The sequence below is a fragment of the Lentzea sp. NPDC036949 genome (assembly GCF_055608075.1).
Map to the genome: position 1 here is coordinate 567,302 of NZ_JBVJRA010000001.1, position 12,384 is coordinate 579,685.

Genomic DNA, 12,384 nt, shown 5'->3' on the forward strand with positions numbered 1-12,384 from the left:
GGCAGAACGTGCCAAGAACCGGGGCGACCGAACCGGGCACAGGAAGTCGGGTGCGCCGGCGGGAGAGCCCATAGCGTTGGTCGCGTGCTGGAACGACTCAACCAGGCCATGGCCCACATCGAGGACAGCCTCGACCGCGAGGTGGACGTGAAGCAGCTCGCGCGGATCGCGGGCAGTTCGGAGTACCACTTCCGGCGGATGTTCTCGGCGCTCGCCGGGATTCCGCTGAGCGAGTACATCAGGCGCAGGCGGCTCACCAGGGCGGCGAGTGAGGTCCTCAGTGGACAGAGCTCGTTGCTGGACGTGGCCGTCAGGTGGGGTTACGGGTCCAACGAGGCTTTTGCGCGGGCGTTCAGGGCCATGCACGGGGTTGGGCCGCAGGAGGCGCGCAGCACCAGGAAGCCGTTGCAGTCGCAGCAGGTGCTGACGTTCAAGTTGATCGTGGAGGGGAGTGCGAGCATGGAGTACCGGGTCGTCGAGAGGGACGGGTTCCGGGTGGTCGGGCGGGGGACGCGGGTGCCGTTGGTGCACCTGGGGATGAACCCGGCGATCGTGGAGTTCGTCAAGGGCATCGGGATGCCGGTGCTGGAGCGGATGAAGGAGCTCAGCGACAGCGAACCGCGTGGGCTCGTGGCGTTGACCAGCAACCAGGAGGGCAACGAGGAGGGTGACCACCTCGACTACTTCCACGGTGTGGTGACGACCGCGGAGGCACCGGAGGACATGGAGACCGTCACGGTGCCGAAGGGCACGTGGGCGGTGTTCACGACCGAGGGGCCGTACCCGGAGAGCATCCAGTACATGTGGCGGGACGTCTACACGCAGTGGTTCCCGTCGAACAGCTACGAGAGCGCCGAAGGGCCGACGATGCTGCGGACCGAGATCCACGGGGACACGGCGAAGGCCGAGCTGTGGGTTCCGGTCACCAGCTGAGGCAGAGGCGTTCGATGACGTCCCGCAGTTCCAGGACGGCGAGCCACTGGTCGGGCACCTCCTCGGCGCCGTCGCGGGCGCCGAGGAGGTTGCCGCAGATGGAACCGGTCGAGTCGCTGTCGCCGGAGTGGTTCACGGCCAGGCGCACGGCCGTGGCGAAGTCGGGGGCCACGAGGGCCGCGTGCAGGCCGATGGCGAGGGCCTCCTCGCCGACCCAGCCGCCGCCGAGCTCGGACTCGACCTGCTCCGGTGTCAGGGGGCCGAGGCCGACCACCTTGTCCAGCAACGTGGTCTGCTCTTCGTGGCCGTCCCAGCGGACCAGTTCCGCGCGGGCCACGGCCACGGCCGACAGGAGGTCGGCGCCGTCCAGCAGGGAACGCACGACCGCCGCCAGCACGCCCGCGGACAGGTAGCCGCTCGGGTGGTGGTGGGTCATCCGCGCCGTCCCCACCGCCAGGGTGAACACCTCGCGCACGTCCGGGGACCACACGGCGACGGGGGCGGCGCGCATGACGCCGCCGCAGCCCTTCGAGTCGTTCTTCTCGCCGTGCTTCAGCGCGGTGATGCACGTGTGGCCGGGTGCGCGGCGTGAGTGCAGGCGCCGGTCGGACATCAGCCAGCCGTCGTCGGCCACCGGCGGGCCGCCCTGGGTGTGCAGCCACCGGCCGTAGGCGGCGCGCACCGTCAGCAGCGGGTCCACGCCGTACTGGCGGGCCAGCAGCAGGCCCTCCAGCGTGAACAGCACCATCTGGGTGTCGTCGGTGATCTCCAGCGACGGCAGGTCGACGACACCGTCCGGGCCGTGCCGGCGGCGGATCACGTCGATCGAGGAGAACTCGATCGGCGCACCGAGACCGTCACCGACGGCGCCTCCCAGGACGCACCCGAGCAGGCTCACGGCACCGTGATCTGGTCGTCGACGGCCTTCAGCGCGATGTCGGTGCGGTGGTGCGAGCCGGTCAGGTGGATGTCGGCCACCCTCTTGTAGGCGCGCTCACGAGCCTTCGCCAACGACTTGCCGGTGCCCACGACGGACAGCACGCGGCCGCCTGCGGACACCACGGCGCCGTCCTCGCGGCGGCGGGTGCCCGCGTGCAGCACGCCGTCGGCGTCGGAGCCGGTGATCACGTCACCGGTGCGCGGGCGGCCGGGGTAGCCCTCCGCGGCGACCACGACGGTCACGGCGTAGCCGTTCTCCCACTCCAACGGCTCCAGGGACCCCAGGGTGCCGGTGGCCGCGGCCAGGAACAGCGCGGAGATCGGCGACTTCAGCAGCGCCAGCACCGACTGGGTCTCCGGGTCGCCGAAGCGGCAGTTGAACTCGATCACCTGCACGCCGTTCGACGTCAGCGCCAGGCCCGCGTACAGCAGGCCGACGAACGGCGTCTCCCGCGCGCGCAGCTCGTCGACCACCGGCTGCACGCACCGGGCGACGATCTCGTCGACCAGGCCCTCCGGGGCCCACGGCAGCGGCGCGTAGGCGCCCATGCCGCCGGTGTTGGGGCCGGCGTCGCCGTCGCCGACGCGCTTGAAGTCCTGCGCCGGGATCAGCGGCACCACCGAGACGCCGTCGGTGACGCAGAACAGCGACACCTCCGGACCGTCCAGGAAGGACTCCAGCAGCACCGGGTGGCCGCCGTCGAGCAACGTCATCGCGTGCGCGCGGGCCGCGGCCAGGTCAGACGTGACGACCACGCCCTTGCCGGCCGCGAGACCGTCGTCCTTCACGACCCACGTCGGCCCGAAGCGCCCGAGGGCGGCGTCGAGGCGGGCCGGGTTGTCCACGACCTCGCTGTGGGCCGTCGGCACGCCCGCGGCGTTCATGACGTCCTTGGCGAACGCCTTCGAGCCTTCGATGCAGGCCGCCGCCTTCGAGGGCCCGAAGCACGGGATGCCGAGCTCGCGGACCGCGTCGGCGGCCCCGGCGACCAGCGGTTGTTCGGGGCCGATGACGACGAGGTCGGCCTTCCACTCACGGGCGAGGCCGGCGACCGCCGAGGCATCTGCGACGTCCACGCCGTAGATCTCGGCGTGTCCCGCGATGCCTGCGTTGCCCGGCGCGCACGCCAGGGCAGTCAGCTGCGGGTCGCGCGACAACGCGAGGACAAGGGCATGCTCACGGGCTCCAGACCCGATGACCAGGACGCGCACGGTGCCTGAGCGTAGTTCAGCCGAGGGCCTGCTTCGCTCCAGGGTGCAGCGGGACGGGGTCGGACGCCGACGCCTTGGCCCTGTCGATGTCCTTCACGGCCGGGTGCACCTTCTCCAGGTCGGCCTTCTTGTCGAAGATCAGCTTGGTCACGGCGCACGCGTTGTTGGCGGCGAAGTCGTCCCGGACGAGGAGCAGGTTCGGCACCACGATCGTGGACACCTCGGCCACGCCGTAGGTCGCGGCGGGGATCTTGGCCGTGTCGTACACGGGGCTGATCTTCTTCATCTCCGGCAGCAGCGGGGTGATGTCGATGAACTTCACCCGGTCCTTCATGGAGGTGGTGATGTCGGTGATCTGCGGCGTCGGCAGGCCGCCGGACCAGATCAAGCCGTCGATGCTGCCGTCCTTCATCCCGTCCGCGGTCTTGGTCAGGTCGAGGCGCTGGGCGGAGACGTCGGAGTCGATGTTGAGCCCGGCGGACTTCAGCAGCCGGCCCGCGATCACCTCGGTGCCCGACTTGGGCGAGCCGGTGGAGATCCGCTTGCCCTTCATGTCCGCGATCGAGTTGATCCCGGAGTCGGCCCTGACGAGCACCTGCGTGTAGTTCGGGTAGATCCGGGCCAGCGCGGAGACCTTCTGCTTGGTCGTGAACGCGCCGGTGCCGTTGACGGCGTCCGCGGCGGTGTCGGCGAGCGAGAACGCGATGTCGTACGTGCCGCCGACGAGCTGCTGGACGTTCTGCACGGACGCGCCGGTCTCGGCCGCCGACGCCTTGAGCTTCGAGTTGTCGCTGATCAGCTTCGCGAGACCGCCTCCGACGACGAAGTAGACGCCGCCGGAGTTGCCGGTCGCGATCGTGATCCGCCCGTCCGACGCCTCGCACGACGCCTGCGAGCCGCTGCCCGCGTCCGGTGTCGTGGGCGTGCGCTTGCCGCCGCACCCGGAAACCACGAGCGCCAGTGCGATCGCGCCGATCGCGTACCTACGCAGCATCAGGAACCCTCCTACGAGTGACCAGGTGGACCGCCACGGCCACCACGAGGAACCCGGCCCCGATGGCGATCGTCAGCGGTTGCAGGTAGAGCAGGAACAACGCGGCCGGCACGCACAGCAGGCGCTCCGGCCAGCGCGCCGGGCCGAACAACCAGCCGCCCGTCAGCACGGCGAGGGCGGCGACCCCCAGCGCGGACGCGGCGAACGTCCACACCGAGTCCAGCAACGAGCCGCGCAGCAGCAGCCCGGCGCCCTCGTCGGTCAGCACGAACGCGAGCGGCACCAGGAACGCGGGCAGCGTGTACTTCCACGTCTGCCACATCGTCTTCATGACGTCACCGCCGGTCAGCGCGGCCGCGGCGACGGCGGCGAGCGCGGTCGGCGGCGTCACCTCCGACAGCACCGCGTAGTAGAAGATGAACATCGCGGTCTCGGCCGGTTCCACGCCCAGCGTGATCAGCGCCGGCCCGATGACGACCCACGAGATGATGAACGACGCCGTGACCGGCACCGCGAGCCCGAGCACGGACACGGCGACGGCCGCGAGCACCGCGGTGAGCATCAGCACGACCGCGGGTTCCGAGGTCAGCGCCGACGCCAGGTCCACCAGCGAGCCCGCAAGCGCTTGCCCCAGGCCGGTCTTGGTGATCGTCGAGGTGATCACACCGGCCGCGGCGCAGACCGCGATCACCGGGAACGCCGAGCGCACGCCGGCCGACAGCGAGTCGGCGACCATCCGCGGCCAGTCGCGCCGGTGGTTGACCAGCGCGAACAGCGCGGCCACGCCCGTCGCGTACACGACCGCCTTGTAAACGGGGATGTCCAGCGCCAGGAACACGATGATGATCCCGAGCGACAGGAAGTGGTACCAGCCGAGCTTCAGCACGTCGAGGAACCGCGGCGCGTCCACGTCGACCGGCCGCGCGCCGAACCGGCGGGCGTCGGCCTCGACTGCCAGCGCGATGCCCAGGTAGTACAGCAGGGTCGGGATGATCGCCCAGATCAGCACCGACAGGTACGACACCTGGAGGTACTCGGCGATGATGAACGCCGCCGCCCCCAGCGTCGGCGGCGACAGGATCGCGCCGATGCCGGACGCCGCGAGCAGCCCGCCCGCGTTCTCCCTGGGGTACCCGGCCTTCTGCAGCATCGGCCACGTGACGGCGCCCAGCGACACCGTCGTCGCGGTGCCCGAGCCGGACACCGTTCCGAGCAGGAACCCGGCGGTCGCGGCGGTGCGGCCCGGTGCCGTGCGGGACTTGCGGAACGCGGCGAAGCTGATGTCGACGAAGAACCTGCCCGCGCCGGACGCGTTCAGCACCGCGCCGTAGATCGTGAACAGCACGATGTAGGTCGCGGCGACGTCGAGCGGTGTGCCGTAGAACCCGCTGGCGTCGTTGAAGAAACCGTTGATGATCTGGGAGAAGTCGACGCCGGAGTGCGCGATCGACCACGACGGCGGCAGGAACCCGCCGTAGTAGGCGTAGGCGATGAACGCCAGGCACACCACGGGGAGCACCCAGCCGGTCGTGCGCCGGCAGGCCTCCAGGACCAGCACGAGCAGCACGGCGCCCGCGGCGACGTCGAGCGCGGTGAGCTGCCCCTGCCGGTCGAGGAACGCGTCGAAGCCCCCGAACAGCGGGTAGGCGCCGACGACGAACGCCAGGGCCGCCAGCACCCAGTCCCACCACGGCGGCTGGTGCCCGCGGCCGTAGGACAGGAACACCAGCGGCAGCGTCACCGCGAGGAAGATGATCAGGTAGTACTGGCTTCCCTTGGCGAACGGGAAGAACACCTGCTTGAGCACCAGCAGTGCGATCAGCAGGCCGGCGATCCACAGCGCCCGCTCCCACCGGGGTGAGAGCGAGCGCGACGGCATCTCCTCGTCGTGCTCCGCGACGATGCGGGCGAGGTCGGGGTTGGCCACGGACCGACCGTACTGTGGGGCCGATCACAGCCCCAGGGGATCAATCCAAAGGAACTGCAAAGAGTCACCGCGACCGTCCACACGGCACGCGCAGGACAGCGCTCCCGCCATTGCGCAGAATGAGCGCATGGTCGGGCCTGAAGTCTTGCTGCTGCTGCTCGGGGCGTTGGTCGTCACGTCCATCGCCCGTCGGCTCAACTGGTCGGCACCGCTGGTGCTGGTCGCCGTCGGGCTCGTGGTGTCGTTCATACCCGGCGTGCCGGAGTTCGAGATCGACCCGCACCTGATCCTGCTGGTCGTGCTGCCGCCGCTGCTCTACAGCGCCGCGCTGGACAGCTCCTACCTCAACATCCGCGCGAACCTGCGGCCGATCGGCCTGCTCGCGATCGGCCTGGTGCTGTTCACGACGCTCGTGGTGGGGCTGACGGCGAAGCTGGTGTTCCCCGACCTGCCGTTCGCCGCCGCGCTGGTCCTCGGTGCCGTCGTGGCACCGCCGGACGCCGTCGCCGCGGTCGCCATCGGGCGCAAGCTGGGCCTCCAGCGCCGCGCGATGACGTTGCTGGTCGGCGAGAGCCTGATCAACGACGCCACTGCGCTGACCGCGTTCAAGGTGGCGGTGGCCGCCGCGGCCGGCGCCGCCATGCACCCGGTCGAGGGCGTCGGGTTGTTCCTGCTGGTCACGGCGGGCGGCATCGCGGTCGGCCTGGCCGTGGGCGTGGTGGTCAGGTTCCTGCGCAAGCGGCTCTGCGAGGGTGTGCTGGAGAGCGCGCTGGGCCTGCTGGTGCCGTTCGGCGCCTACCTGCTCGCGGAGGAGGTCGCGCACGTCTCCGGTGTGCTCGCGGTCGTCGTGGCCGGCCTGTACGTCGGTCACCACTCGCCGCGCGGCACCTACACCACCCGGTTGCAGGACGCGGCGGTGTGGCGGGCCCTGGACGTGCTGCTGGAGTCGTTCGTCTTCGCGCTGATCGGCCTGCAGCTGTCCTCGATCATCGGTGCCGCCGACCTCAACGCGAGCCTGCTGCTCGGTGCCGCTGCGGTGCTGCTGGCGACGGTGCTGGCCCGGTTCGCCTGGATGTACCCGGCCGCGTGGATCCCGTACCGGCTGTCGAAGAAGCTGCGGGAACGGGAACGGCCGCCGCACACCGGTCAGCTCACGGTGATCTCGTGGGCCGGCATGCGCGGTGTGGTCACGCTCGCCGCGGCGGCCGCGATCCCGCCGGACGTGCCTGGCCGCGACATCATCGTGTTCTGCGCGTTCGTCGTGACGGTCGCCACGCTGCTGCTGCAGGGCACGACGCTGCCGTGGCTGATCGGCAAGATCGGCTTCGAGGGCGACGACGCGCGGCAGGACGCGCTGGCGGAGGCCCAGGTGCAGCACCGGGCGGCGCAGGCGGCGGTCGACCGGCTGGACCAGGAGGTCGACGAGGTGCCCGACCACGTGCGCGACCAGCTGCGGTCGCTCGCCGAGCACCGGGGCAACGCCGCGTGGGAACGCCTGGGGCGCCAGGACGAGGAGAGCCCGGCCGCGGCGTACCGGCGGTTGCGCCGGGTGATGCTGAAGGCCGAGCGCGACGAGTTCATCAAGGCCAGGGACTCCGGCGAGATCGACGACGAGGTGCTGTTCCGGGTGCTGCGCGAGCTCGACCTGGAGGAGGCGGCACTGTCCCGTGAGTAACCGTTCACCTGCTTTTCGTGTTGCGATGCTTGGGTGCGCTCTCAACACGAAATGGGAGGTCGAATGATGGATCCCAAGAGGGGTCGCGGCCGTGGCCTGGCCGCCGTGGTCCTCGTGTTCGCGGGTGCGGTGGTGGCGTCACTGCCCTCCGCGTCCGCACACGACGACAAGGGACCGATCGTCATCGGGCACCGCGGTGCGTCGGCGTACCGGCCGGAGCACACGCTCGCGGCGTACGAGCTCGCCGCGCGCATGGGGGCCGACTACATCGAGCCGGACCTGGTGCCCACCAAGGACGGCAAGCTGGTCGCGCGGCACGAGAACGAGATCGGCGGCACCACCGACGTCTCCGCCAAGCCGCAGTTCGCCGACCGCAGGAAGACCAAGACGATCGACGGCGTCGCGGTCACCGGCTGGTTCACCGAGGACTTCACGCTCGCCGAGCTGAAGACGTTGCGCGCCAAGGAACGCATCCCCGCGATCCGCCCCCGCAACACGCTCTACGACGGCCGCTTCGAGGTGCCGACGCTGCAGGAGGTCATCGACCTCGCCAAGCGCCTGTCCCGGGAACTGCACCGCGAGATCGGCATCTACCCCGAGACCAAGCACCCGACGTACTTCCAGTCGATCGGGCTCGCGCTGGAGCCGAAGCTCGTCGACGTGCTCAACCGCAACGGCCTCAACCGCCGCGGCGCCAAGGTGTTCGTCCAGTCGTTCGAGGTGGCGAACCTCAAGGAGCTCAACCGGTCGCTGCGCGTGCCGATCGTGCAGCTGGTCAACGGTTCCGGCGCGCCGTACGACTTCGTCGTGGCCGGGGACAAGCGCACCTACGCCGACCTGGTCACGCCGGCCGGTCTGCGCGAGGTCCGCTCGTACGCCGACGGCGTGGGCCTGACCAAGGACATCATCATCCCCAGGGACGCCAACGGGTTCCTCAAGGCGCCGACGACCGTCGTCAGGGACGCGCACAGGCTCGGACTGGCCGTGCACTCGTGGACGTTCCGCAACGAGAACTCGTTCCTGCCGGCGGACTTCCGTTCCTCGACCGACCCGGCCGCGTACGGCCGGGCCTTCGAGGAGTACGACCTGTTCTTCAAGCAGGGCATCGACGGCGTGTTCGCGGACAACCCCGACACGGCCGTCGAGGCCAAGGTCAAGCGCTAGCGAGTGAGAGCGTGCGGTCCCCGTCGAGCAACCCGCGTTGCTCCAACAGGGGCCGCACGCCCTCCCCGAACCAGTAGGCCTCTTCCAGGTGCGGGTAGCCGGAGAGGATGAACTCGCTGATCCCGATGGAGTGGTACTCCTCCACGAGATCCGCTACCTCCGCGTGCGAGCCCACCAGCGCCGTCCCTGCGCCGCCGCGCACCAGTCCGACCCCGGCCCACAGGTTCGGGTGGATCTCCAGACCCCGCACACCGCGGCTGAGGTCGCCGCCGTGCAGGGCCACCATCCGTTGCTGGCCAACGGACTCCGACTTGCCCAGCTGCGCCTGCGCCTGTGCGACGGCAGCCGGGTCCAGCGCGTCGAGCAACCGCGCCGCGGCCGCCCACGCCTCGGCCGAGGTGTCGCGGCTGATCGTGTGCAGCCGGATGCCGAACCGGATCGGCCGGTCCGTCAGCGCCCGCACCCGTGCGATCTTCGCCGCGACGTCGGCGGGCGGCTCGCCCCAGGTCAGGTACACGTCGGCCCTGGCGGCGGCCACCGGCAGCGCGGCGTCGGACGAGCCGCCGAAGTAGATCGGCGGCACCGGGTCCGGTGCACGCAGCACGGTCGCGCCCTCGACCTGGTAGTGCCTGCCGTGGAACGAGTAGGGCTGCCCGCTCCACACGCCGCGCACGACCTCCAGGAACTCGTCGGTGCGCGAGTAGCGCTCGTCGTGGTCGAGCCAGTCGCCGAACCGCTGCTGCTCGACGGAGTCGCCGCCGGTGACGACGTTGAGCAGCAACCGGCCGCGGGAGATCCGCTGGTAGGTCGCGGCCATCTGCGCGGCCAGCGTCGGCGACAGCACGCCCGGCCGGAACGCCACCAGGAACTTGAGCGTCGAGGTCTGGCTGATCAACGCGGCCGTGGTCAGCCACGCGTCCTCGCACCACGTGCCGGTGGGCGTGAGCACCCCGGTGAACCCGACCTGCTCGGCCGTCCGCGCGATCTGCGCCAGGTAGTCGATGTCCGGTTCACGGCGGGCGCCGGCGGCGGGGGCGCGCTGCGCGTGGAAGTGCTCCACGACGGTGCGGCCGTCACCGGAGGTCGGCAGGAACCAGTGCAGCGTGATGCTCATGTGAGATCTCCCTGGAACCTCGTGTCGACGAACTTCGCGAAGTCGACCTTGCCGGGCAGCGTCCCGTCCTCGGTGAACGCGTCGGCGAGCTCCTGCTCCGACCTGATGAGCGTGTCGTCGATCTTCACCGGCAGGTCGCCGTTGCGGTTGACCGCGGCGAGCGCGACCTCGTGCTTGAGCCCGGTCTCCGCGGCCCACGCCTTCGCCCACTCCTCGCGGTGCGTGTCGGCCCACTTCTGGGCCTTGTAGTAGCGGATCAGGTACTCCTTGAGCGCCGGGGCCTTCCCCTTGTCGTCCAGGGCTTTCCGGCCCGCGACCTGGAACCCGTACCCGTTGGACCTGCCCTCACCGGTGGTGAGCACGCGGGCCTTGGCCTCCTGCTGCGCCTGCGCCGTGTAGGGGTCCCACACCGCCCACGCGTCGACCTTGCCCTGGGTGAACGCGCTGTAGGCGTCGGAGGGCTGCAGGAAGTTCAGCGTCACGTCCTTGGTCGTCAACCCGTTGGCGCGCAACGTGAGCAGCACCTGGCCGTGGGCGGAGCTGCCCTTGGCGACCGCGATGTTCCTGCCCTTCAGCTCGCTGACGCTGCGCAGCGGCGAGCTCTCCGGCACGAGGATGGCGTCGGCCTCGACCTGCCCCTTCGACGCGCCGATGGCGGCGATCTTGGCGTTCGCGGCGGCGGCGAAGATCGGCGGGGTGTTGCCGACACCGCCGATGTCGATCGCACCGGCCGACGCGGCTTCGAGCAGCGGCGGACCGGACGTGAACGTCGACCACTCCAGCTCGTGCGGGAAGTCCTTCAGCAGACCGGCGGCCGTCAGCAGCGCCTTCGCCCCGCCCTTCTGGTCGCCGACCTTCAGCACGACCTCACCGGCCGGGGTGTCCTGCGCGGTCGCGGCGCACCCGGTCGTCAGCAGGATCGCGGCGAGCAGCCCGAGCAACTTCCTAGGCAGCTGTCTCAACATCCACTCCCAGGTCGGCGAGCACGCGGGTGCGTTGCTCCACAACGGAGGCCCGGCGGCGCGGGCGGGACTCGGTGACGCGGTGCTCGGCGACGATCCGGCCCTCGTCGAGCACGAGGACCCGGTCGGCGAGCAGCAACGCCTCGTCGACGTCGTGCGTCACCAGCAGCACGGCGGGGCGGTGGCGGGCCCACAGGTCCTCCACCAGGTGGTGCATGGCCAGGCGGGTCAACGCGTCCAGCGCGCCGAACGGTTCGTCCAGCAGCAGCACGTCGGGTTCGCGGACCAGCGCCCGCGCGAGCGACACCCGTTGCGCCTCACCACCGGAGAGCGTCAACGGCCACGCGTCGGCGTGGTCGGGCAGCCGCACCTCCTCCAGCGCCTTCAGCGCCACCGGGCGGCCATCCGGCCGGTGCAGGCCGAGCGCGATGTTGCGCCAGACCTTGCGCCACGGCAGCAGCCGCGGCTGCTGGAAGGCGACCGACACCGTGCCGGGCACCTGGGCCGTGCCGGAGAAGTCGTCGTCCAGGCCGGCCAGGATGCGCAGCAGCGTGGACTTGCCGCAGCCGCTGCGGCCCAGCAGCGCCACCAGCTCACCCGGCGCGATCTCCAGGTCGATCCCGTCCAGCACCGTCCGCTGCCCGAAGGCCTTGCGCAGACCGCGCACCGTCACCGCGCTCGCCATCGCAGCACTCTCCTCTCCAGCAACCGCACCAGGGCGTCGGTGGACAGGCCGAGCAGCGCGTAGACCACGAGGCCGACCACGACGACGTCGGTGCGGAGGAACTCACGGGCGTTGTTGATCAGGTGGCCGAGGCCGGCGTCGGCGTTGACCTGCTCGCCGACGATCAGCGACAGCCAGGCGGTGCCGAGCGAGATCCGCAGCCCCACCAGCGTCTGCGGCACGGCCGAGGGCAGGACGACGTGCACGACGCGTTCGAACCGGGTGTAGCCCAGGACGCGGGCGGCCTCGACGAGACCGGGGTCGGTCTGCCGGATGCCGGAGTGCAGGTTCAGGTACAGCGGGAACGCGACACCGGCCGCGACCAGCGCGAGCTTGGGTTCCTCGCCGATGCCGAACCAGAGGATGAAGAGCGGGATCAGGCCCAGGTGCGGGAGCGTTCGCAGCATCTGGACGGGCGGGTCCACCAGCGTCTCGCCCCACCGGGAAAGACCCGCCGCGAGCCCCAGCGCGACACCGACCACGCCGCCGATGAGAAATCCGAAGAAAACGCGGCCCAGCGAAACGAGAAATGCGTCGACCAATTGGCCGTCGGCGATGAGCTCACCGGCCGACTCCGCCACCGTCAGCGGCGACGCCAGTTTCTCAGGCGAGAGCACACCCGTTGAGCTGGCCAGTTGCCACAGCAGAACCAGCGCCGCCGGGCTGATCCAGCGCAGCGGCAGCGTCGGTTTTCGAACAACGGAAAGGGCCACGGCGCTGAATTACAGGCGAGCCGTGGC

11 protein-coding genes are annotated in these 12,384 nt (G+C 70.6%); 3 read left to right on the forward strand and 8 right to left on the reverse strand.

The window, feature by feature from the left end; translation table 11 throughout:
* Window positions 1-84: 84 nt before the first annotated feature.
* A complete protein-coding gene (locus ACZ7CD_RS02925; RefSeq protein ID WP_470369830.1) occupies window positions 85-933 on the forward strand; it encodes an AraC family transcriptional regulator in 849 nt (282 codons plus the stop codon).
* On the opposite strand, the gene ACZ7CD_RS02930 is transcribed toward ACZ7CD_RS02925, so the two are convergent.
* Genes ACZ7CD_RS02930 through ACZ7CD_RS02945 form a run of 4 tightly spaced genes read right to left on the reverse strand, consistent with a single transcriptional unit; the run spans window position 923 to window position 5,957 of the window.
* Complete coding sequence (locus ACZ7CD_RS02930) at window positions 923-1,831, reverse strand: ADP-ribosylglycohydrolase family protein (protein ID WP_470378234.1); 909 nt, start codon at window positions 1,829-1,831, stop codon at window positions 923-925. The two genes, ACZ7CD_RS02925 and ACZ7CD_RS02930, sit on opposite strands and share 11 nt — an antisense overlap.
* The gene (gene purD / locus ACZ7CD_RS02935; RefSeq protein ID WP_470369828.1) at window positions 1,828-3,084 is read right to left on the reverse strand and encodes a phosphoribosylamine--glycine ligase; all 1,257 of its coding nucleotides are present in this window, start codon (window positions 3,082-3,084) and stop codon (window positions 1,828-1,830) included. Before purD ends, ACZ7CD_RS02930 begins: the two co-directional genes overlap by 4 nt.
* A gap of 16 nt (window positions 3,085-3,100) precedes the next feature.
* Window positions 3,101-4,078 carry a TAXI family TRAP transporter solute-binding subunit gene (locus ACZ7CD_RS02940; protein WP_458429957.1) on the reverse strand — a complete coding sequence of 326 codons (978 nt, stop codon included), beginning with the start codon at window positions 4,076-4,078 and terminating at the stop codon, window positions 3,101-3,103.
* Entirely contained in the window at window positions 4,068-5,957 is a 1,890-nt protein-coding gene (locus ACZ7CD_RS02945; RefSeq protein ID WP_470378394.1) for a TRAP transporter permease, read from the reverse strand. The genes ACZ7CD_RS02940 and ACZ7CD_RS02945 overlap by 11 nt, the downstream gene beginning before the upstream one ends.
* 175 nt (window positions 5,958-6,132) lie before the next feature.
* Between ACZ7CD_RS02945 and ACZ7CD_RS02950 the strand changes: the two genes are divergently transcribed.
* Window positions 6,133-7,680: a Na+/H+ antiporter gene (locus ACZ7CD_RS02950; RefSeq protein WP_470378235.1), complete on the forward strand. Its 1,548-nt coding sequence runs from the start codon at window positions 6,133-6,135 to the stop codon at window positions 7,678-7,680.
* A 66-nt stretch (window positions 7,681-7,746) separates the two neighbouring features.
* Window positions 7,747-8,844: a glycerophosphodiester phosphodiesterase gene (locus ACZ7CD_RS02955; RefSeq protein ID WP_470378236.1), complete on the forward strand. Its 1,098-nt coding sequence runs from the start codon at window positions 7,747-7,749 to the stop codon at window positions 8,842-8,844.
* Here the strand turns inward: ACZ7CD_RS02955 and ACZ7CD_RS02960 are convergent.
* The 4 genes from ACZ7CD_RS02960 to ACZ7CD_RS02975 are packed head-to-tail and all read right to left on the reverse strand — an operon-like array spanning window position 8,834 to window position 12,357.
* The gene (locus tag ACZ7CD_RS02960) at window positions 8,834-9,958 is read right to left on the reverse strand and encodes an LLM class flavin-dependent oxidoreductase (protein WP_360394278.1); all 1,125 of its coding nucleotides are present in this window, start codon (window positions 9,956-9,958) and stop codon (window positions 8,834-8,836) included. The genes ACZ7CD_RS02955 and ACZ7CD_RS02960 overlap by 11 nt on opposite strands.
* Window positions 9,955-10,920 carry an ABC transporter substrate-binding protein gene (locus tag ACZ7CD_RS02965; protein ID WP_470378237.1) on the reverse strand — a complete coding sequence of 322 codons (966 nt, stop codon included), beginning with the start codon at window positions 10,918-10,920 and terminating at the stop codon, window positions 9,955-9,957. The genes ACZ7CD_RS02960 and ACZ7CD_RS02965 overlap by 4 nt, the downstream gene beginning before the upstream one ends.
* Window positions 10,904-11,605, reverse strand: a complete 702-nt coding sequence (locus ACZ7CD_RS02970) for an ABC transporter ATP-binding protein (RefSeq protein WP_360394273.1) — start codon at window positions 11,603-11,605, stop codon at window positions 10,904-10,906. The genes ACZ7CD_RS02965 and ACZ7CD_RS02970 overlap by 17 nt, the downstream gene beginning before the upstream one ends.
* Window positions 11,590-12,357, reverse strand: coding sequence for an ABC transporter permease (locus ACZ7CD_RS02975; RefSeq protein WP_360394271.1), 768 nt, complete (start codon window positions 12,355-12,357; stop codon window positions 11,590-11,592). Before ACZ7CD_RS02975 ends, ACZ7CD_RS02970 begins: the two co-directional genes overlap by 16 nt.
* Between the last annotated feature and the right edge of the window lie 27 nt (window positions 12,358-12,384).